Source organism: Methanococcoides seepicolus, from assembly GCF_023684405.1.
Taxonomy (GTDB): Archaea; Halobacteriota; Methanosarcinia; order Methanosarcinales; family Methanosarcinaceae; genus Methanococcoides; species Methanococcoides seepicolus.
In genome coordinates, this window is record NZ_JAGSOI010000049.1 from 1 (window position 1) to 20,573 (window position 20,573).

Below are 20,573 nucleotides of genomic sequence, written 5' to 3' on the forward strand. Positions count from 1 at the left end.
TTCTCATGAACAAAAACATCAGTCGAAGGTGGTTTACTACTATTACGACTGTTTTTCTTGAGTTGGTCTTCCAATTTTTTAACTCGTTCTTCGAGTTCTGTTATTCTAGCAGCCTGTAACTCGATGATCTTTTGTTGTTCAGCAATTATGTCGTATAACGTGGTGACAAGAGTAACAACTGCTTCTGGACCTTGTTCATAAACTGCCAGGATTTCTTTGCGTTTCGTAATCAATCACCTCGTGCCTGGTAAAACCAGGTTGAATTTCAGGGAGTGACTAAAATAGAGGCATAGTATATTGTTTTTTGGTAAAATCAATATCAAGCACTGATGGAATTGTGTTGAGTATTCTAAGTTTATATCAAAAACGTGAGGATGGCTGAATAGTTACGTTTTATTAATAAAAACAGAAAAGGGGGGAGCTTTTAGCTCCCTATATACTGTGATATGGCCGGTCAGTTTTGTTCCATCAACTCAACAGCCATCTCCCTAAGCTTGAACTTCTGAACTTTTCCGCTTGCAGTAAGTGGATACTCATCTACAATGAATATGTGTTTTGGCACTTTATAGCGCGCTATCTTTGTGATGCTGAAATCCCTGATATCTTCCGGTGTGAGCTTTGAACCCTCATTGAGTATAACGAAAGCACCTACGATCTCCCCATATTTTTTATCAGGGATACCAATTACCTGGGCATCTTTAATTCCCTCGATGGTGTAAAGGAATTCCTCTATCTCCCTTGGGTAGATATTTTCTCCGCCCCGGATGATCATATCCTTTATCCTTCCGGTAATGCGGTAGTAACCTTCCTCGTCAACGGTAGCGAGATCTCCGCTGTGCAGCCATCCATCCTTGTCGATGGCCTTCTCTGTCATCTCAGGCATCTTGTAGTAGCCTTTCATAACATTGTAACCCCTGCAGCAGATTTCCCCCTGCTCATTCGGTCCTACGTTCTTGCCGGTCTCAGGATCCACTATCTTTACATCGATATGTTCCATTGATGTTCCTACTGTGCTCACACGGCGTTCAATGGGATCATCGGTACTTGTCTGGGTAAATACCGGAGAAGCTTCTGTGAGGCCATAAGCTATGGTAATGTCCTTGCAGTTCATTTCGTCGATAACTTTTTTCATGGCCTCTATCGGGCATGGGGATCCTGCCATGATGCCTGTTCTCAATGAGGACATGTCGAACATTTCGAACATCGGGTGTGAGAACTCTGCAATGAACATCGTAGGTACTCCATAAAGGGCAGTACATTTTTCTTTCTGTACAGCTGCCAGCACCAAAAGCGGATCGAAAAGTTCTATCATTACAAGCGTACCGCCGTGGGTGAGGGTTGCAAGGACCCCAAGTACTAGTCCAAAGCAATGGAACAATGGAACAGGAAGGCATAATCTGTCGTCCTCTGTGAACTTTTGCCTTTCTCCGATGTAATATCCGTTGTTAAGGATATTCTCGTGTGTCAGCATAACACCTTTCGGGAATCCGGTTGTTCCTGATGTGTATTGTATGTTGATGACATCTTTGCAGTCCAGTGTTCCCTTTAGACGGTCAAGTTCTTCTCTGTCTGAATACTTTCCAAGCAGAAGCAGTTCTGCTGTGTTGTACATTCCCCTGTGCTTTTCCTGACCGATGAAGATAACGCTTTCAAGTTTTGGATACTCTTTACTTTTAAGGTTCCCTCGTTTACATGACTTTAGTTCAGGTACCAATTCATAGGCTGTTTCCACATAGTCAACGTCCCTGAACCTGTCAACGATGGCAAGTGCCTTCATATCCGATTGTTTCATTACATATGCAAGTTCGTGGCTCTTGTACGCAGTATTTGCGGTGACGAGCACCGCACCGATCTTTGCTGTTGCAAAAAAGAATGTCAGCCAGTCAGGCACATTTCGTGCCCATATACCAACGTGATCGCCTTTTGTGATGCCTATGGATATGAGTCCTTTTGCAAGATCATCGACCCTGTCATTGAATTCACTGTATGAGAATCGTAAGTTCCGATCAGGATAGACTATAAAGTCCCTGTTCGGATCCTTTCTTACCTGGTCTTCAAAGAACTCTCCAATGGTAGCTTTAGTAAATGGCATTGATATCAGATCCTTTTTAATTTTATTCGTTTTTATCTTCAGGGATCAGGTGTTCTGCCAAAGCTTCCTTTATGTCCTCTGGTAAAGGCTTTGACCTCTTATTGACAAAATCATAGCACACCAGCACGGCGTCTCCTTTTGTCTTAAGTTCTCCTCTTTGCCAGGCTTCGTGATGCAACGTAAAGGATTTGTTCCCTAATCTTTTTACATATGTCCTTATCTCTACATCGCCATCGAAGAACATCTCGCCAAGGAAATCAAAATCGATCCTTGCCATTATGAGTGTCCATTTCTCAGGACTCAGGTCGAGATCTGGCTCGAACATACGGAATATCGGGTTCCTTGCCAGTTCGAACCATTCGGGAAGAACTGTATTGTTCACATGTCCCAGGCCATCGATATCGCCGAATCTTGGGGTAACAGTGGTAACGAACATTTCTCCTCCTTTAGAGTGGGGTATAGACAACTGCCAGTATCTTTGATTCCTTTCCTGCTGCATGGAGGTCATGCGGAACGATGGAATCATAGTAGATGCTGTCGCCCTTTGTCAGGGTGTGCTTATCCTTTCCGTAGGATACTTCGATATCTCCCTCGAGCACATAAATGAACTCTTCACCTTCGTGGGATGACAATACCGGTTCATTTACATCTTTACAGGGGTGGACATCTATGATGAAGGGCTCCATATGTCTGTCCTGCTTATCAGCAGCAAGTGAGCAAAAATCAAGTGCGCTTTCTTCACAGGATGCACATTTACCTGAAAAGCGGACCACGTTCTTTGCTTCTCCATTACGGTTTATCCTGGGGCCTTTTTGTGGTGTGTCATCAAGGAACGTTCCAAGGCGCACTCCGAGGGCACGTGCGATCTTCAAAAGAGGTGTTAATGACGGGATGAGCTCTCCCGCTTCAAGCTTTTCTATCAGTTCCACATTGCTCTGACTTTCATTTGCCAGTTCTTCCACTGTCATATCACGGTCTTCACGGAACTGGCGGATCTTTTCTCCAACACTGTTTTTTTCAGTCAATTCATTTCACCTCTTTTTGCATATATGTACACATCAAATAATGATCAAAAGGGTTTTTGAATTGGTATTGCAACTTAAATAGATATCTGCGTTACTGTGTGGCTACCTTTATAATTCTTGAAAACAAAATATGAGTGTGAGGAAAATGAACAATAAAATGCTAATATTATTGTTGGCGACCATGTGTATTTTTGCAGCAGGCTGCATAGGTGACAGTGGCGATGATGTTGATGGTGGGGAGACCAATGTTTCAGATGATGTTATCTCCGGAGATATTCCGGATGAAGATATTTCTGAAAATGTCTCTGAAGATATTTCTGAAAATGTCTCTGAGGAAATAATCGAGCCAAGGATCTATTCTATTACGCTTGATCATTATTTGTCACGACCTGCTTTACTTGAGATCAATAAAGGGGATACCGTTTACTGGAACAATCGGCAGAATAGCGGTGATAGGAAACGTTTCACTCTTGTCAGTGAAGATGGCTTGTGGGATAACTATGTCATAAACTATGGAATGCCTTTCAATTATACCTTCACTGAAGAAGGGACATACAATTACAGCATTCTCGGCCAGCCAAGAATGGATGGTGCCGTTATTGTTAAATGATGTTGTTTTGTTACAAGTTCCAATATGCAAATGTTGAGCACTAAGGTCACAGAGGGTAGTACGACAGTCTATGTGCCGGTTCCTCCGGAAGGGGTTCCATTCCCACCTTCTGAAGCACCGGTCTTCTACAATCCTCATATGGAATTGAATCGGGATATCTCGGTTGCAGCAACCTCAGCTTGTGCTAAACGTATTCTTCTCAAAAAGGATATGGATCTCAAGGACATTACTTATCTTGATGCGATGTCTGCATCAGGCATCAGGGGATTGAGGATTGCCAATGAGGTGGGCATCACTTCTATTTTGAACGACTGGAGTGATGATGCTCACGAACTCATTCTTGAGAACATTGAGCTTGCAGAGGTTTCCGATATTGCGGAAGCTACTTGCAAGAATGCCAATGTACTGATGCACGAGAGGCGTTTCAATATAGTGGATCTCGATCCTTTTGGAACCCCGGCTCCTTATCTTGATGCGGCTACAAGGTCGGCAGTTCATTTTTTAGAGGTTACTGCGACAGACACAGCTCCGCTTTGTGGTGCTCATTTTAATTCCGGGATGAGAAAATATGCCGCTGTGCCATTGAACAATGAATTTCACAGTGAGATGGGTGTCCGTATCCTTCTTGGCAAGATCGCGAGAGAACTTGCCAAACATGACAAAGGTATGACTCCCTTGCTCTCTCACGCTACAAGGCACTATGTGCGCACTTATCTTCAGGTTAAAAAAGGTGCTAAACAGGCAGATAAAGCGCTTAAGGAGCTTGGATTCCTCTCCCATTGCGAGCACTGTGGTCACAGGGAGGTATCTCACGGAATGGCCATATCCATCAGCGCTCATTGTAGCTCTTGTGGAAAAGATGTCTATATTGCAGGTCCTCTGTGGTTAGGACAATTACATGAAACCCAGTATTGTGATGAGGTTCTCCTGGAGATCGAAGACAGACCTCTTGGAACGAAAGAGCAGGCAAAGAAGCTTGTCCTGGCATGCAGAGATGAACTGGATATTCCTTTCTTCTATGACCAGCACGTCATTTGTAAGATGATAGGGGTCTCTGCACCTGCAATGGACCTGTTCATTGCCGCTCTTAGGGAAACCGGGGCCAATGTCTCAAGGACACATTTTACTGGAATTTCATTCAAAACGGATGCGAAGATCGATACGATCAAAGATGTCTTAAGGAGTCTTTAAGTTCTAAGCTTTGACCATTTTAGTATGGTCTGAGCTCGATCCATGTATTATAGAAAGTAATATATATATCAAATTAGTTAATGTTGAATTAACTATAATCTATTATGAATTTTATATATTTATGGGGGAATCAGTCTGCCAAAAATAAGTCCTGAATATTTGTTCCTTCAAGAGAAACCAACACTTGCCTTGCTTGCGATATGGTTCTATGGTAGGACCTATGGTTCCGTTATCACAAAAGAGATCAATTCAACATTTGCCCACACGACCAAGATCCTTTCAAGAATGGAGGAGGACGGACTTGTTCAATTTTCATTTGAAGGGCGTATCAAATATGTCGAGTTGACGGAAAAAGGGGTCAATGTCGTATCGATCCTTAAGGATCTCATAATTTCTCTTGATGGTGAGCTTCCTGATGAATATGATGTCGAAGAGCGCCATGAAGTAAGTGGATCGGAACTTGATACAGTTTCTGCTGAGATACTTGATATGGTCAAAAAGTTGCGCCTTAAAATAGAGGGTATCTATAAAGAACTTATAGACTCAGGCGCTGATGCGGATACTATTAAAAGGAAGCTTGGGCCGTTCAGTCGTGATATGGCAATGATCGGTGATATGATCGATTCTTCAGAAACACCTGTGGATGGTGAGGTCATCAAGGCTTATGACACTACAAGGGATGTCTTTTCCTCCCTTCTGAACAAAAACGGTTAAATGCTTGCTATTCAATAAGTACCCATGGAAACCGCAATTTTGACCATCAAGATCTACGGCAATGTAGAACGTGCATTAAGCTCTGCTTCCTTTATGCTGGAAAATGAATTGAAAGACCTCGATGCGAAAGCTGAGGTCTCACTGGGTCCGGATGGATGGCTTCAGGTAGCTGCTACTGGAGATGATGGTGAGTTCGCTATTAATTTCCTTAAGGAAAAGTTCGGCACTCCGGTGACCTATGTGGATGATAAAGCAGTTTATAGAGGCTTCATTTCTTCCATTGATGAGGATGGCATAACAGTTGATATCGGTATCAGCTTGAAGATCCCATCCTCTGAGCTTAGTGTCCTTGGGGCTGGCACTTGTCCGCAGATAGCATCAAGGTTTGGCCTTATACCTTACCTGCCTGTATATATAAGGGTATTAAAGCAGGATAATGGTACGTTCGCTTCCTTTACGAAGAAGCAGGTTGACCTTTTCTGGAGCTGGAAGAAATTACCAACCGACCGTCTGACCGTGAATTCAGTTACACGTTCCGAACTTAAGAGTGCTATTAAGAAAAAAGGGCATGGCAGGGATATTTACGGCATTGAAAGGCTCGGTCTGCTTGAGAATCTAGTGGTCTGTCGTGAGAAAACGGATGGTCCGGGTATCGTGGCAGAGATAGGTCCTTTGCTGAATGCAGAAATTGGCGTTATCAAAGGCACTCGTTAAGTTAATTGACAGACAAGTCCCTTTGATGATCTTGTCTGATCTTACCTTTTTCACCTTATCTCTAAAATGGTCGTCTAATAGGTGTGATGGATAGCTTACAGAATCATTGCCTATGCATTGAGTATGTCTGCAAGGGCAGTTATTGCATAACAAAGAGGCAGTGATCATAACCTGTTGCACAGCATTCTGTTTCCACGATGTTGCATTGCAGGTTCAGTTTATTTAGGATAATTCCCTGCAGTATGCCTTCATTAAAAGAACATAATGTTTGGCCTATGTTCTTTGTACCTTCGCAGATAAAACTGTCCTTTATATTGATAATGAGGGGATCATAGGATTCAACGGTGAGCTTGCCCATTTTGTGCTTTTGCCAGTAATCCGCGACTTCCTCGAACAATCCTTCAATATCAGTTGAAGTGAATGTTTCGGCGATATTCATTCCTATATCCTGTCCGATATTTTCCATTATTGGCGTGTGGTTGAACCCCTGTGCCTGAAAACCGCTTTGTACTGTCTGGAACATTGACCTGAGAAGCTCTCCTTCACTATCGAAGTTCGAGGTAAACTCTTCCAGGTTCTTTCTGTAATGGTCGAATACTGGTTTTTGTGAGCAGGCAGCATATTGTGAACACATGACATATGTCTTTTTACGCCTGTCATCAGAATCTACATGTTCTTCAAGCAAATGGCTTGCTTTTAGATCGTTTAGATGTACGGAGATCGTTGATTTTGCTTTTCCCGTGTGCTTTACGATATCATCAAAAGATTGTGCATTCTCGTACAAGAACTCCATTATTTGAAGCTTGACCGGACCGTCAATGGCAATAATACCATTTAGGGTTGAAAATAGTGCAGTTTGTCCATCAGGCTTCATATAGAACAATTAAAATATGAAATATATAAAAGTTCGCTATGTAACGAATTATAAAGCTCCAATTTGAATTGATTTTTTAAGGTATTCTAAAGGTATTTTGTCAGATTTCATAAAAATTTTATATCAGTTAGGAGATATTATCAGTTTTTTGACCAATTCTCAACTCTTCTTTCCAATTTTGACCGTTAGTTTATTTTTACTTTAGTGCAGATTCAGACCGTTCTATGAAAGCTGTTGTTGTACCCATTGGATCAGTTGAAGCTGTAAGGGCTGAATTTGTAGAGTTGAATGTGTTGGATAGGGCTCGAAAGATAGTGGTAGTTGATTCACTGGAAGGCAGAATCGCTGAGATTCCCGTTCTTTGTGATGTGTCCGGTTTCACTGTCGTGAAACAAAGTAGCCCTGAATTCTATCGTTCAACTGCTTCATTGAAAGAGCATCTAAGAGATATTGTTCCTGATGAAATTATGCAATACGTTCCTTCAGGCTGGCAGTTGATAGGCGATGTCATAATAACCCATATTCCTGCTGAAGTCCGAAATTACAGAACTGAGGTCGCGGAAAAACTTCTTTTGATGAATCCTCGATGTAACTGTGTTGTACAGGACCTTGGAATAAAAGGACCTTTCAGGGAACCTGAGCGTGAGATCATTATTGGTGACAAGACAGAGACCATACAGAAGGAGAACGGCTGCCTTTTTAAGATCGATGTGATGAAGTTGATGTTCTCAAAGGGCAACCTTGCTGAAAAAAGACGAATGAGTAAGCTTGGAAAGGATGACGTGGTAGTAGATATGTTCGCAGGCATTGGATACTTTTCCATTCCTCTTGCAGTCCATGGTAATCCTAAAAAGGTCTATTCCATCGAACTGAATCCTGTCTCATATGGCTATCTGCTTGAGAACATAAAGCTGAACCATCAGGAAGATGTCATTGAAGCCATCAATGGGAATTGCAAGGTTGTGACGCCTGTGGGCATTGCCGACCGTGTGATCATGGGATATGTGGGCACCACTCATGAGTATCTCCAGCAGGGGATATCTGCTATCAAGAAAGAGGGCGGTACTCTGCATTATCACGAGACTACACCTGAATGCCTTGTCTTTGACCGTCCCATAAAGAGAATAAAGGATGTAGCAGCAATCCTTGGAAGGGATGTTGAGATTATGGGATGTTATCGCATCAAAAAATATTCGCCAGGCGTATGGCATGTTGTTGTGGATGCATTTATCAAATGAATTGTAACCCCATTCTATGGATCAATGATGGGGTATGACAATACAAAATGAGCACTAAAAAAGAAAAATAATGTAGATGCTTAATTGTCAGATGTTTTTCCAATTCAAGCTTTCAATGTTTTGATCGAGAGGTCGGAATTAATGATGTGACCGAATTCTATCGGTCCTATCCAGCACTGGTTCTCAAGGGCTGACTGGAAACAGACTCCGATGGTAGTTCTATTTTCCGTGTTCTCAAATACTTTTTCAATTGTGTCTTTCACGTCATTGATGTCTATGCCCATCTTTGGCATGGAAAGTCCGCCAAGAAGGACAATAGTGTCTGCATGGAAGTCTATATTGTCTCCGATCTGCATTCCGAAAGGTGTTTTGATGATTTCCCTTGCTTCCTCAGGTCTGGTCTCTGGAATAAAACCTATCTCTATATTTGTGTCACGTATGGCGTATGCCATAAGTTCTGCAAAAGGTGTACAGAATCCGGCTGTGCCAATGAACATAATTTTGTTTGAGTCTTTGACAAGCTTTCTAAAAGATGTTAAAAGACCGCCGACTCCACTGGAATTATCTATTGTTTCCATTTATCCTCCAAAAAAAGAAATATCGCAGCCATAAACGATGGCTACATTCTCAATTATACTTATACGTTCTTGACGCCGAATGATTCGAGCAGAATGCCAGGGTTGATGCGACCGCTGGTGAATGACTTCTTTGACTTGAGGTCGTTGATGGTGATCTTTGCAGGTGCGAACATTCCTGCGTCAACCTTGAAGAAGTCAAATCCTGCTTCCTTGAATGTTGTGTAGAATGGCTTACCAAAGTCCCTTGATGTTGAGGATGGTGCCTTCTTCACGAAGTCTTCGAGTTTCTCTTCGTCTCCATGCTCAACGGTGTAGTATGTCTCACCACAGTAGATGATACAGTCGTTGGTGGATCCCATGCACTTGGTGTCGTCTCCGACAATAGGTGCGATAGGAGCAACACCGAAACCGCTCCTGATGGTGTTGATGTCGAAACCGATGGATTCGAGCTTGTGGATACCTGTTTCAACAACCCTTGCGGAGATCTGGACAGATCCTGCAATTGATGAGGTTGGTGCAACAGCAATGTAAACGTTCTGTGGCTCTACACTGCAATGCTTTGCAATGTACTCGACGATCTCCTCGTTTGGAAGTTTGTCGGATTCCATTACAAGGACCGCTGCATCAGCATCGTCTTTGTATCCGATCTTTTCGTAGAGCTCCTTTGGTTTAAGGCCGAGAGCCCTTGCAGGACCTGAACCCATTCCAAAGTAATCGCCGACTGCAATTCTCCAGCCTGCATACTGTGATGCCATACATGCGATGGTAGGATGGTCGGTAGCGACCTGAATTGCAGGTACTGCTAATCCATCGAGATCTACTTTAGTGTAGCTGATCTCAGCAAGGTCTGCGAGGCAGATGCGTGAGAGGTACATACCTGCATCGTAACCGCCTTCGGTGTTCACACCACAGTCGATGATGGTTGCGCCGTTCTCAAGCACTTTTGATTCTATCTTTACATCTTCTTCCCAGTCTAACATCTCATCGATGATCGCTAGTCCTTTTTCATTGACACTTATCATGGTTATCACTCATTATTATTGGTGTCTTTGATTAGCTCGGGGAGAATATAAAAGTGCCGATTGCACGAAGCCAGTCTAAATAGTGCCGGAGATAGCTAAAATTTAAAAAAGGGAATCCGGGCAGTTCAAATGCCCTGAGAAAGACCTGATGGTGTGTATTTATTTGTCCTTATGGCCCTTGATAGAGGCCAGCATGTCAACGCCACTATCCGTCAATCTGAAAAGATCTTCCTTGACCACAACGATATTAGCATTTTTCAAAAAGTCCATGTGATACTTTAGTGTATTATCATCGGCTTTCACTTCAGCCTTTATGTCAGCTTCCACTTTACCGAATACACCAATAGATGTTACGATCTGTCTTCTTATTGGGTGGGATGCAGCTTTGTCAAGCATTTCGTGTTCCATCCTTACTCTGTCTCCCTCTGAAGGTTTCTGCATTATAATATCATCAAGTTCATCGTAGTCATCTTCCATTATATTCGCCTCTTTTGTTGTGTATTTGAGTAGGTATCCATAACGATTAATCATTTATAATCATATCGGTAACTTCAAACGGATCTGTTTTTCATCGTTTAAAATTCTGCTTTACCATTTTCGGTATATTCGTTTGATATTGTTTATTCCTTGTTTGGTATATATGGCCTTATTTGTTCGGTTTACTGATAAAGAGCCTGAATACATCGAAAAATGCGAATTTATGATCTTCGACAATAATTGCTCCTCCGGCTTCGATATTACTTCTTGTATTCCTATTGACATTGAACCCGAAGAATCCGCTTGTTATCGGGTTCATCAGCTCTTCCATAAATGCAATTATTCGGTACTTGCTGCGAACATGTTCCAGATTTATTATCTTACCTTCAGGTTTGCAGACACGTACGCATTCTTCCACTCCTTTTACAGGATCTGGCACCGAACAAAGTACAAATGTCATTACAACCGAATCAAATACATTATCCTTGAATGCAAGATGCTGGGCATCCATTACCACCATTTCCACGTCTGCTTTTGCTGCTCTTCCCTTAGCTTTCCCCATCATTCCAGGTGAAAGATCGATAGCTACCATTTGAGCAGTTTCAGGATAGTGATCAAAGTTCTTACCTGTGCCTAACCCGACTTCAAGACATCTTCCTTCAACTTTTGAGAATACGACCTTCCGCCATTTTTTGAAAGCAATATGTTCCATCATCCATTCAAAAAGATCATAGACATGTGAGTAGCGGTTATATTTTCGGAGTGTATCTTTTGTTGTGTTCAATCCCTTTTCCCCCTATAAGTTCTGTCTGTTTAATATATGTAATTTTTTCATAGGTGGTTGCAGGGCATGTGGGTTACAAGTAACACCATGAAAAACTATTTTATGTATCAACATTAATTCTTATTCGGGGTTGTTGTGATGAAAATGTTCGTTATCTTTGTCATCTTGTGCTTGTTCATATCAATTTCAGGCTGTATATCTTCAGATACAGGTAGGGATGATGTTGGTATATATGGTGATGAGGTGGAAACTCTTGAATATCAGGGGATCGAGCTTACTCCTATAAGTGAGCAAAGGAACAATGCAATCAAAGGAACTCAGGGGATAATTGAGGATACTTATCTTTTGAGGATCGATGGTATGGTCGATGAACCGTTGACACTGACCTATGATCAGATCACTTCTTATCCGAACGTTTCAAAGGTGGTCGATCTCAATTGCGTTGAAGGTTGGGATTTTACTGGAAAATGGACCGGTGTGCCAGTTGCTACATTGCTTGATGAGGCAGGTGTTCAGGAAGGAGCAACAACAGTTACTTTTTATTCAGCAGATGGCTACTCTACATCCCTTGATCTGTACTATCTTATCGACAACAACATAATTCTCGCTTACCGGCTCAATGATGTAACCCTTCCTCAAGACCGAGGTTTCCCGCTTCAGCTTGTTGCTGAAAGCAAATACGGTTACAAGTGGGCAAAATGGATAACCGGCATTGAGGTTATTAATGAACCATATGAGGGGTACTGGGAAAGCAGGGGATATAACAATAATGCAGATTACGGTGGTCCACGATTTGGGTGATTTGGTTATATTTCCATGATTATGTTGACGATGTGGTCACTTTTGGTTTAACCTCTCTGTCAGACACGTCAAATATTACTCACAGGCTATTATCTCAGGATCATTTGGTAAGGTAAATCCAAATTCACTTCCTTTTCCAACTTCGGTCTCAACCCAAACTTCGCCTCCCTGCATTTCCACAAACTTTTTGACAATGGTGAGGCCGAGGCCAATACCTCCATATTCTCGTGTACGTGATGAATCGATCTGGACAAATGGTCGAAATAGTTTCTTCATATCCTCGGACAAGATCCCAATGCCATTATCTTTTACAAAAAATGAAATATTATCTTCAGAGGTTCGGGATTCGATAGTCACAAAACCTCCTCTTTCTGTGAACTTGATGGCATTGCTTATCAGATTGTAGAGGATCTGCTTGAGCTTTGTTCTGTCTGCTTTTATAATCGGCTTTCTGATGTCGATATTGAATTTAAGTTCAATATCCTTCTTTGAAGATAAAGGTACTATTGAAGTCTCTATTTCTTCAATTAATCTGGCCAAAATGAATTCTTCTATTTTCAACTCCATCTTTCCGCTTTCTACCTTTGAGAAATCCAATAACGCATTGATCAGTATCAAAAGCTGCTTCCCATTTTTAAGAACAGTAGATATGTATCTCTTCTGAGTTTCGTTCAAAGTGCCAGATTTTTCAGTGTACAGTACATCTGAGAAACCAATGACCGAATTAAGAGGTGTTCTTAGCTCATGGCTCATATTTGCGATAAATTCGGATTTAGCCCGATTAGCATCTTCAGCAGCAATCTTGGCATTGATCATTGCGTCTTCTGCTTGTTTCCGCTCGGTTAGGTCTCTAGAAGTGGAAAGAACAGCTGTTTTTCCATCATAATCAATGATACTGTTGCTTAGTTCTATAGGGACAAGAGTGCCGTCCTTGCAAAGAGCTATGCTTTCAAATATGGCACGTTTTCCCTTTTGTAATTGCTTTATATTATCAGTTATTCTTGCTGCTTTTTCAGGAGAATCCAAGTCCATCACTGACATACTCAGCATTTCATCTCTGCTATAACCAGTGAATTCACAAGCAACTTCGTTCACTTCCAAGATGATGCCGTCAAAATCGTATATTAGGGTTGGATCATTAGAATTGTTAAAAAATGTTCTGAACTTCTGTTCAGATTTTTGCAAAGCAGTTTCTATCTGCTTTCGCTCAGTGATGTCATTCATCGACACTACTGCTCCGAGTGGATTCCCCTTGGTATCGGTCAGTTTGCGTCCAGTGGCAATTAGCGTGTGAGGTGCAAGTCCTTTCATTGCGATGACCATCTCTTGGCTGGACACATCTTCACCCTTCCACGCCCGTATCAGTGGGTTACGCTCAAGCGTCAGCGGCGTTTTGCCATCCGGCTCGTGCAGGCTGTAGTGGTTCGCCCACTCCTCCGCCGGGATCGGTTCAATGGGGAAGCCATGGAGCGCGCATATGGCCCGGTTGAAATACGTCAGTGTCCCCTCCTGATCGCAGGCTACGATGCCATTTGCGATACAGTCCAGTACCGCCTCTTGGAACAGCAGGCGTTCCTCCAGTTCCTCTTCCACCTTCTTGCGCGAGGTTATGTTGGTTAAAGAACCAACGATCGCTATGGTTTTTCCATCTTTTACGATAGGTGTTTCGTTTACCTCTGCCCAGATCTTTCGCCCTTTCTTTCCTGCAACTTCCATTTGGTATGATGGCTGTTTTTTTCCGGTTTTGATCGCTTTCTCGGTAAGCGCGAATCCTTCTTTGTTGACGGGATCGTCGGTGGCGAATTTGTTCCATCTGACCATGGCTTCCTCGGGTTCGCATTGAAGGAATTCACGGCATTGAGGGCTAAGATATGTTAATTCGTGTTCCGGTGTGTGTGAATAGAAGAGATTGGTGCTATTCTCCACGATGTTGCGCAGTTTTTCCTCACTCTCTCGCATTACATTCTCTGCTTGCTTGCGCTCGAGGCTAGTTCCTATTATATGGGACACCATACGAAGAATGGAAATATCTTCTTCTTCCCACTCTCTAGTATTTTGAACATTGTCCAATCCGATAAATCCGATAAGTTCATTATCCCTTTGCAGAGGCAAGACTATCAATGATCGAATCTCTTGCATCACCAGGATCTCTTTTTCAGCTGATGCTTCTTCGGGTAATGCTGAGACATCTTTAATATGAATCGATTCACCATTGTGGAGTTTGTTCATCCACCAAGGGAACATATCTACGGGGAGGTCTTGAAGGTTCTCTTTGTGGGCTTCCACACCTTCCGGACAATACTCATGGGTGTTATCCATCTGAGTTCCATTGTCGCGGATCAGAAAAATGTAACTTCTACTGCTTCCACACAAGTTGCAAATTTTTTCCAGTGCAAAATCTATGTTAAAATCAATATCTTTACTGGAGATGAACATTGAAGAAGTGTGCGATACTACCTTTTCTATCTCAAGTTTCCTTTTGATGATCTCATTTGTCCTTTTGATCTCTGATATATCATCCACGACCAATGAGACATTTGGACCATTTTCACCTTGTATCAGAATCGTGGAAATTAAAAAATGAATTGGTACGGGAAGACCATTGGTTACTATGTCCAATTCACCTTCCTTTTTGTAAATGTTCTCCCCGGTCTTAAAAGTGTGCAGTATGGAATTTCGGACAACACAATCTAGGCATTCTATGTTTTTCCCACATCCTTCTCCTGAAAATGAATTTATACATTGAAATATTTCGCCACCAAGAAGACTAACACAATCCTTTTTATCCTTCCCCAATTTAACAGTGGCAGCTCGATTTACATTTTTAATTTTTCCGTCCTCATCGATAAGGACCATGATAAAAGGCAGATCATCAAAAATAGAATTTAGTATCCCAGGATCAACGGTCGATTCGGCTTGAGCTTTACAATATCCTTCCAAAGCTAAATCGCTCCGAATGTCTTCCGTTCCATCCATATTCGGTTATCTTCCTCTATTTCTCATGTATAATATCGATTATCTTTTAATATTTATCATATATATTATTTGTTATATTTCATTGTGCAATTAGATGCATTTTGTGATCATCAAAGAAGTTAAGGGGCGTTTTTTCATAAAAATAAACTACGCATGTATCCACAAAAATTGAAATACTACCACTTCCATAGTTGTAAGTAGCAGGGGTATTAATGTCTAAAATCTTCAAAAGATCAACTAAAGCAGGTCTTCCACCAGGGTCTCTAATCCATATCGGTGAGATGAAAGAAGAAAGGGTCAGATTTACTATTTTTGATTACGATGAAGATCACTTCTCGGAAACGGAAATGAAAACTGTAGAGGAATGTTTTCATTCTAAGGATAAAAATACAGTTTCATGGGTCAACATAGATGGCATACACCAGGTTGATGTAATAGAGAAGATAGGAACACATTTTGGTTTAAATACCCTTGTACTAGAAGATATACTTAACACGGACCAGCATCCGAAATTAGAGGATTTTGAAAATTACATATACGTTGTAATGAAAATGCTCTCTTTTGATGAAGCGGTAAACAAGATAACAACAGAGCAGGTTAGTTTTATCTTAGCACCAAAGTTGGTCTTATCTTTCCAGGAGAGAATAGGGGATACCTTTGATCCGGTCAGGGAGAGACTGAGAACATCAAAGGGTCGTATCAGAAAGATGGATGCGGACTATCTTGCTTATGCGTTAATAGATTCCATTGTCGATAACTACTTCATCATACTCGAAAAGATCGGGGATAAAATTGACTTTATAGAAGAAGAACTGGTGACAGATCCAACACCAGATACCTTGCAGATGATCCATGAACTGAAAAGAGAAATGATAACCCTTAAAAGATCGATATGGCCACTAAGAGAGATCATAAGTAGACTGGGAGTGATGGGATCACCACTTATAATGGAATCCACTAACGCATATCTCAAAGATGTGCATGACCACATAATTCACATAATCGATACAATAGAGACGTATAAAGAGATGCTTTCCGGAATGCTGGACATATACCTCTCAAGTTTGAGCAATAAAATGAATGAGGTAATGAAAGTTCTGACATTGGTTGCTACGATATTCATACCCCTGACATTTATAGCTGGGGTATATGGAATGAATTTTCAGCATATGCCCGAACTTGCCTGGAAATGGGGCTATCCAGTGGTGTGGATCATCATGATATCTGTATCAATGTCGATGGTCCTTTATTTTAAAAGGATGAAATGGCTATAAGGTAGGAACTATTCTATGATCAATGGTCCTGGATCCTTATGCAAACATCATCCGAGGATAAAAATCAGTTCATATTTCTTATTTCCAGTACCCTTCGACATAGGATTCTGTTTGCTGGATGTATGGGGTAACATATCGAAGTAAAAATGGAACTATCACGATAGTGGCTACAACATTTCCCGTGAACCATTGTTCAAAGGTTAGGAAATTTTCCTCATAAGGGACGACTCCATTGATGGCTAACATATAGCTTCCCCAGAATGCACCTATTAGGTTGTTCAGAAATACTCCGAAAATTAGCAAATAAACAAAATCTCTTCTTGTTTTTAGACGGATGTTAACTTTAAAATATGTGAATGCAACAAGCGGGATCATCACCTGCCATAGGTCCGCAATGGACCATATAATGTTCAGCGAGGTTGGCATATCTGCAAGGATTCCCGCTCCTACAATGCAACCTAGATAAGCTGCCAGTGCACCCCACATCCCATACCATAGGGCAAACACTATCATAAAAGTTACTGCGAAGTACATGCTGGACACGCCTGTTGAAGGGGATAATGGGAAATTTACAACTGCGAACCTTGAGAGGAGTGAATTTACCAATGTCACAAAGAGGAAGATGTTCAGGTACATTGAAGCAGATTCTATATCTCGTTGCATTCTGATTCTTCCCTTTCTGGATCGGTACTTGTTTTATGTGCCAATAAATGTTTTACAATGTTAACAATGTACTATCTTTTTATATTATGCATTTTTTATTATTCAGTGCACATTATATAAAACCTTTGTATAAATTAATTTATATCAATTTTAGTATATTGGGAGTCGTAAAATGAGGGGGGAATATGGAGATGAGGATCCGCTTCGGATAAAAAAGTGGTTCAAACGCTCCTATTCTGTTCCTGTTACAATAGTCCTGTTTTTCTTATTATTCCTTTATCCTGCATGGCTTTATGTCATCGATTGGTTCCAATATATAATGGTCAATGGCTTGTCTTCAGCGGACTTTTCCTTTATCAAAGCCCTTTCCTTTATACTGTTCCTCATGTCTGCTAATATCTCCTACATGGTACTGAGTAAGAACGTCAGTCTCTCAAGGACAATTGAAAAGCAGGACATAGAGCTGCAAATGAACGATAAGAAATTCCGTAAATTCATAGATGATATACCCAATGTCGCAATTCAGGGCTTCGATATTCATCTCATTGTTCATTACTGGAACAGTGCCAGTGAAAAGATGTATGGATATTCCAAGGAAGAAGCGATCGGTCAAAAGATCACTGACCTCATAGTTCCCATTGACAATGGCAAAGAACTGTCTGAAATGATCAATTCAGCCATGACCTATCCAAAATTTGAACGATTTAATGAAACTACTTTTGTGACAAAGAGCAAAAGGAGTATCCCGGTACTTTCCAGTTATTCAAATGTTCTGTTACCAGGAACCCAGTTGAGCATATTTTCCATGGAGATCGATCTAACTGAAAGAAAAATGATGGAAGAAGAGCTCATAATCTCAAAGGATATGGCTGAAGCTTCAAATATCGCTATAAGCAAATTCCTTGCAAATGTCAGTCATGAGCTCAGGACGCCACTGAACTCTATTATAGGTTTCTCCGATCTGCTTGCTAACGGATATGCTGGACATTTGGATGAAAAACAGGGGAAATATGCAGAGAATATCTCTGCAAGCGGCAAACATTTGCTTAGTCTTATCAATGACATTCTCGACCTTTCAAAAGCAGAAGTTGGTAAGATGGAGCTCCATTGTGAAAAAGTAAATTTGCGATTATTGCTTTTAGAGATCACGGAGTCCATGAATATATCTGCCAGTCGTAAAGGGATAACGATCACTACTATGATACAACCGGATGTAGGTATCGTTGAAGCCGATACTGGTAAACTCAAGCAGATACTCTACAATCTGGTAGGTAATGCCATCAAATTCTCCAACGAGAATGGGGCTATAACCATAAAGAGTCGTATGGATCAGGGATCTTTGGAAATTGAAGTTGAAGATAGTGGCATCGGGATAAAGGAGGAAGATATGGACAAGCTGTTCAAGCCATTTAGCCAGATCAACTCCTTTTCCCAAAAACAGTATGTTGGAACTGGGCTAGGCCTTTCACTGGTAAAAAAGCTTGTTGAGGTCCATGGGGGGAAGACCTGGGTCAGAAGCGAATACGGAAAGTTCAGCATCTTTGGTTTTTCTATTCCACTTGAAAGGATCGAATAAATATGTTATTTTATCATTTGGTTGACTTTTAAATTTTTTCTCTTTTCTAGTTCTTATAGAAGACTGTCGAGCTCTTATGTGAAAACAACACCACGATGCGAAGATATAAAGTCTCCCACACCATTAAAGACCCAAAATCATATTCAAGGAAAGATGAACAATGCCAGGCGGAAAAACACATGACACAATAAACATTGCAGTGCTGACAGTTGTACTTGCAGGCATTTTCTATCTTACTATGTGGAATGTAAATGAGCTGGCTGTCCGATATCTGGATATTTACACGATAGCAGTCTTTTCCATATTCTACCTTTTTGCAACATTCTTCCTTAGCCCGGACCTCGATATAGAAAGCAAACCCTACAAGAGATGGAAGATGTTCAGGATACTCTGGTGGCCTTACAAGGTCATATTCAAACACAGGGGTCTCTCCCATAATCCCATCATTGGACCCCTGTCCATCGTGATCAACCTTGCATTGATAGTGACCTTATTACTGTTGCTTATGGGCGTTGAGCTGCACCAGGGACACTTAAGGTTTATTGTAGCAGCCACGATAGGGATGGTTCTATCAATGGAGGTCCATATAATATCGGACTTCTTGGTCTCAAAAATGAAAAGTATTTTTTGAGAATTAGAGGATTTAAATGTGTGTGGCATTTAGCTAATTGCTATTCGCTCTCTTTTAATTCATTGTCCTGCTCATTCTACCAAATGAAATGTCTTTGATAATGGTGATTAATATTTCTCAAAGTATTCTCGATTTGCCCACAAGCCAATGATCCCTAAAAGTGAAGGTATGGTCCATAGAAAAATGGCTATGGTCACTGTTTCTGGATTACTCATCCATCTCTGAAATGCAAAAACGAGTGGAAAATAGACGCCTATGGAAAGCTCCATCAGTCCCGCAGCAAAACCATAGGACCTTTTTCGTAAGAGTCCGATGAGGGCCACAATACCTAAGGGCATTGCCCATAGCATATCGGCTACTGCTACGCCCCAGCTCTCATGAGCCCAGGTACGTTCTACAGCATCACCAGTGAAACGCTCATTCTGGAATCCAATATCCACTGCAATATCCCAATTGAGGAGTGAATAGGCTTGCATGAACCAAGCCAAAAACAGAGATAGGAGCGCAATGATGGCAATCCAGATACCCAATGGAAATCGACCGATGCTTTTGTTTAGGATGTTCATTGTTTGTTCACCTTTCGTTCTTCAACATTTTTAATACTTGTTTGTTAGATGTAATGTTCCTTTTGTCAGAATGGTATGTCAGCCAATCGTAGCAAAGCATAGGCAACGACAGCTATTCCCCAATAAACGAAAAAACCCCAAAAATATGTATAGTAAGCCAATGGTCCGCACGATGGATACACATACTCACGTTCAGAAAACCACAGCACAATACTGATGTACACCGAAACGACTCCCGATGCCGCCCATAAAACATAGCCCCATATCTGGCTTTGCAGTACGCCGATACTCCCAACTGCCAACAGCGGTAACCAGATCATCAGATCAGCCCAAGCAAGCCCATTAGCCGTACGGAAGTGTGTCTTATCGCGCCAATCCTCTCCTTTTCCGATAAGTATGTTCTTAGATCTCTGGCTATGGGGCCGGAGCGCCATTTGGAGCTGGGCGTATATAGCATGGGCAGAAAGATAAAGAGCACTCCGAAGATAACGAGTACCCATGTGATGAGCGTTGGTTCAAGCATTGGAATTCCCCTTTAATTGGATTATTTTTTAAAAAATGATTTCTTACTCAAAGCTTTGGGTATTAGCAATTATTGTTTATTGACTATAGTTAAAACCCCAAATCATTAGACTAATTCGTTATATAGACTGTTCCATGGTTAGACCTGAGGGGATCTTTATTGAACGGCATATGACCGTTGAAGAGTTAGACAAGCAGATAAAATTAGAGAAGAATGCAACACTCCTGAAAAGACTATATTTCAT

Annotated in this window: 21 protein-coding genes; 9 read left to right on the forward strand and 12 right to left on the reverse strand. The window is 41.4% G+C overall.

The genetic code is table 11. The features are described from left to right. From KDK67_RS10640 to KDK67_RS10655, 4 genes are all read right to left on the reverse strand, one after another. Positions 1 to 230 (reverse strand): DUF6444 domain-containing protein (locus KDK67_RS10640; protein WP_250868783.1); only part of this gene is annotated, 230 nt, incomplete at its 3' end. Between the two features lie 224 nt (positions 231 to 454). After that, positions 455 to 2,092: an AMP-binding protein gene (locus KDK67_RS10645; protein WP_250868784.1), complete on the reverse strand. Its 1,638-nt coding sequence runs from the start codon at positions 2,090 to 2,092 to the stop codon at positions 455 to 457. A gap of 22 nt (positions 2,093 to 2,114) precedes the next feature. Continuing rightward, positions 2,115 to 2,528, reverse strand: a complete 414-nt coding sequence (locus KDK67_RS10650) for an acyl-CoA thioesterase (RefSeq protein ID WP_250868785.1) — start codon at positions 2,526 to 2,528, stop codon at positions 2,115 to 2,117. 10 nt (positions 2,529 to 2,538) lie between these two features. Then, positions 2,539 to 3,117: a helix-turn-helix domain-containing protein gene (locus tag KDK67_RS10655; protein WP_250868786.1), complete on the reverse strand. Its 579-nt coding sequence runs from the start codon at positions 3,115 to 3,117 to the stop codon at positions 2,539 to 2,541. Positions 3,118 to 3,262: 145 nt separating this feature from the next. On the opposite strand from KDK67_RS10655, the gene KDK67_RS10660 reads away from it, so the two are divergent. From KDK67_RS10660 to KDK67_RS10675, 4 genes are all read left to right on the forward strand, one after another. Continuing rightward, entirely contained in the window at positions 3,263 to 3,727 is a 465-nt protein-coding gene (locus tag KDK67_RS10660) for a cupredoxin domain-containing protein (protein WP_250868787.1), read from the forward strand. A gap of 30 nt (positions 3,728 to 3,757) precedes the next feature. Continuing rightward, positions 3,758 to 4,918, forward strand: coding sequence for a tRNA (guanine(10)-N(2))-dimethyltransferase (locus KDK67_RS10665; protein ID WP_250868803.1), 1,161 nt, complete (start codon positions 3,758 to 3,760; stop codon positions 4,916 to 4,918). A gap of 159 nt (positions 4,919 to 5,077) precedes the next feature. Next, positions 5,078 to 5,632 (forward strand): helix-turn-helix domain-containing protein, encoded by a 555-nt coding sequence (locus tag KDK67_RS10670; protein WP_250868788.1) that lies wholly within the window; start codon positions 5,078 to 5,080, stop codon positions 5,630 to 5,632. A gap of 24 nt (positions 5,633 to 5,656) precedes the next feature. After that, on the forward strand, positions 5,657 to 6,346 hold the full coding sequence (locus KDK67_RS10675) for a DUF2110 family protein (protein WP_250868789.1): 690 nt from the start codon (positions 5,657 to 5,659) through the stop codon (positions 6,344 to 6,346). A 139-nt stretch (positions 6,347 to 6,485) separates the two neighbouring features. On the opposite strand, the gene KDK67_RS10680 is transcribed toward KDK67_RS10675, so the two are convergent. Continuing rightward, the gene (locus KDK67_RS10680) at positions 6,486 to 7,220 is read right to left on the reverse strand and encodes a transcriptional factor MsvR (protein WP_250868790.1); all 735 of its coding nucleotides are present in this window, start codon (positions 7,218 to 7,220) and stop codon (positions 6,486 to 6,488) included. 224 nt (positions 7,221 to 7,444) lie between these two features. Between KDK67_RS10680 and KDK67_RS10685 the strand changes: the two genes are divergently transcribed. Continuing rightward, a complete protein-coding gene (locus tag KDK67_RS10685) occupies positions 7,445 to 8,458 on the forward strand; it encodes a class I SAM-dependent methyltransferase (RefSeq protein WP_250868791.1) in 1,014 nt (337 codons plus the stop codon). A 104-nt stretch (positions 8,459 to 8,562) separates the two neighbouring features. Here the strand turns inward: KDK67_RS10685 and KDK67_RS10690 are convergent, their stop codons facing one another. The 4 genes from KDK67_RS10690 to KDK67_RS10705 all read right to left on the reverse strand — a co-directional run bounded on the left by KDK67_RS10690 (position 8,563) and on the right by KDK67_RS10705 (position 11,319). After that, positions 8,563 to 9,036 (reverse strand): DUF2124 domain-containing protein, encoded by a 474-nt coding sequence (locus tag KDK67_RS10690; RefSeq protein WP_250868792.1) that lies wholly within the window; start codon positions 9,034 to 9,036, stop codon positions 8,563 to 8,565. Between the two features lie 59 nt (positions 9,037 to 9,095). Continuing rightward, a complete protein-coding gene (gene mch / locus KDK67_RS10695) occupies positions 9,096 to 10,058 on the reverse strand; it encodes a methenyltetrahydromethanopterin cyclohydrolase (RefSeq protein ID WP_250868793.1) in 963 nt (320 codons plus the stop codon). Positions 10,059 to 10,217: 159 nt separating this feature from the next. Next, entirely contained in the window at positions 10,218 to 10,535 is a 318-nt protein-coding gene (locus KDK67_RS10700; RefSeq protein WP_250868794.1) for a helix-turn-helix domain-containing protein, read from the reverse strand. A gap of 169 nt (positions 10,536 to 10,704) precedes the next feature. Next, on the reverse strand, positions 10,705 to 11,319 hold the full coding sequence (locus KDK67_RS10705) for a class I SAM-dependent methyltransferase (RefSeq protein ID WP_250868795.1): 615 nt from the start codon (positions 11,317 to 11,319) through the stop codon (positions 10,705 to 10,707). A 138-nt stretch (positions 11,320 to 11,457) separates the two neighbouring features. Between KDK67_RS10705 and KDK67_RS10710 the strand changes: the two genes are divergently transcribed. Then, positions 11,458 to 12,120, forward strand: a complete 663-nt coding sequence (locus KDK67_RS10710; protein ID WP_250868796.1) for a molybdopterin-dependent oxidoreductase — start codon at positions 11,458 to 11,460, stop codon at positions 12,118 to 12,120. A gap of 75 nt (positions 12,121 to 12,195) precedes the next feature. Here KDK67_RS10710 and KDK67_RS10715 read toward each other — a convergent pair whose 3' ends face one another. Then, the gene (locus tag KDK67_RS10715) at positions 12,196 to 15,096 is read right to left on the reverse strand and encodes a PAS domain S-box protein (protein ID WP_250868797.1); all 2,901 of its coding nucleotides are present in this window, start codon (positions 15,094 to 15,096) and stop codon (positions 12,196 to 12,198) included. Between the two features lie 212 nt (positions 15,097 to 15,308). On the opposite strand from KDK67_RS10715, the gene corA reads away from it, so the two are divergent. Continuing rightward, complete coding sequence (corA, locus tag KDK67_RS10720) at positions 15,309 to 16,370, forward strand: magnesium/cobalt transporter CorA (RefSeq protein WP_250868798.1); 1,062 nt, start codon at positions 15,309 to 15,311, stop codon at positions 16,368 to 16,370. A gap of 78 nt (positions 16,371 to 16,448) precedes the next feature. Here the strand turns inward: corA and KDK67_RS10725 are convergent, their stop codons facing one another. Then, on the reverse strand, positions 16,449 to 17,033 hold the full coding sequence (locus KDK67_RS10725) for a hypothetical protein (RefSeq protein WP_250868799.1): 585 nt from the start codon (positions 17,031 to 17,033) through the stop codon (positions 16,449 to 16,451). Between the two features lie 172 nt (positions 17,034 to 17,205). On the opposite strand from KDK67_RS10725, the gene KDK67_RS10730 reads away from it, so the two are divergent. Continuing rightward, positions 17,206 to 18,609 (forward strand): sensor histidine kinase, encoded by a 1,404-nt coding sequence (locus tag KDK67_RS10730; protein WP_250868800.1) that lies wholly within the window; start codon positions 17,206 to 17,208, stop codon positions 18,607 to 18,609. Positions 18,610 to 18,769: 160 nt separating this feature from the next. Continuing rightward, positions 18,770 to 19,240 (forward strand): metal-binding protein, encoded by a 471-nt coding sequence (locus KDK67_RS10735; protein WP_250868801.1) that lies wholly within the window; start codon positions 18,770 to 18,772, stop codon positions 19,238 to 19,240. Positions 19,241 to 19,347: 107 nt separating this feature from the next. Here the strand turns inward: KDK67_RS10735 and KDK67_RS10740 are convergent, their stop codons facing one another. Next, positions 19,348 to 19,806 (reverse strand): hypothetical protein, encoded by a 459-nt coding sequence (locus KDK67_RS10740; RefSeq protein WP_250868802.1) that lies wholly within the window; start codon positions 19,804 to 19,806, stop codon positions 19,348 to 19,350. Positions 19,807 to 20,573 lie beyond the last annotated feature (767 nt).

Bases quoted from the DNA above. Each gene is read 5' to 3' on its own strand.
- KDK67_RS10645 (WP_250868784.1), bottom strand. From the start codon at position 2,092: ATGCCATTTACTAAAGCTACCATTGGAGAGTTCTTTGAAGACCAGGTA.
- KDK67_RS10650 (WP_250868785.1), bottom strand. From the start codon at position 2,528: ATGTTCGTTACCACTGTTACCCCAAGATTCGGCGATATCGATGGCCTG.
- KDK67_RS10660 (WP_250868787.1), top strand. From the start codon at position 3,263: ATGAACAATAAAATGCTAATATTATTGTTGGCGACCATGTGTATTTTT.
- KDK67_RS10665 (WP_250868803.1), top strand. From the start codon at position 3,758: ATGTTGAGCACTAAGGTCACAGAGGGTAGTACGACAGTCTATGTGCCG.
- KDK67_RS10675 (WP_250868789.1), top strand. From the start codon at position 5,657: ATGGAAACCGCAATTTTGACCATCAAGATCTACGGCAATGTAGAACGT.
- KDK67_RS10680 (WP_250868790.1), bottom strand. From the start codon at position 7,220: ATGAAGCCTGATGGACAAACTGCACTATTTTCAACCCTAAATGGTATT.
- KDK67_RS10685 (WP_250868791.1), top strand. From the start codon at position 7,445: ATGAAAGCTGTTGTTGTACCCATTGGATCAGTTGAAGCTGTAAGGGCT.
- KDK67_RS10690 (WP_250868792.1), bottom strand. From the start codon at position 9,036: ATGGAAACAATAGATAATTCCAGTGGAGTCGGCGGTCTTTTAACATCT.
- mch (WP_250868793.1), bottom strand. From the start codon at position 10,058: ATGATAAGTGTCAATGAAAAAGGACTAGCGATCATCGATGAGATGTTA.
- KDK67_RS10700 (WP_250868794.1), bottom strand. From the start codon at position 10,535: ATGGAAGATGACTACGATGAACTTGATGATATTATAATGCAGAAACCT.
- KDK67_RS10710 (WP_250868796.1), top strand. From the start codon at position 11,458: ATGAAAATGTTCGTTATCTTTGTCATCTTGTGCTTGTTCATATCAATT.
- KDK67_RS10715 (WP_250868797.1), bottom strand. From the start codon at position 15,096: ATGGATGGAACGGAAGACATTCGGAGCGATTTAGCTTTGGAAGGATAT.
- corA (WP_250868798.1), top strand. From the start codon at position 15,309: ATGTCTAAAATCTTCAAAAGATCAACTAAAGCAGGTCTTCCACCAGGG.
- KDK67_RS10725 (WP_250868799.1), bottom strand. From the start codon at position 17,033: ATGCAACGAGATATAGAATCTGCTTCAATGTACCTGAACATCTTCCTC.
- KDK67_RS10730 (WP_250868800.1), top strand. From the start codon at position 17,206: ATGAGGGGGGAATATGGAGATGAGGATCCGCTTCGGATAAAAAAGTGG.
- KDK67_RS10735 (WP_250868801.1), top strand. From the start codon at position 18,770: ATGCCAGGCGGAAAAACACATGACACAATAAACATTGCAGTGCTGACA.
- KDK67_RS10740 (WP_250868802.1), bottom strand. From the start codon at position 19,806: ATGAACATCCTAAACAAAAGCATCGGTCGATTTCCATTGGGTATCTGG.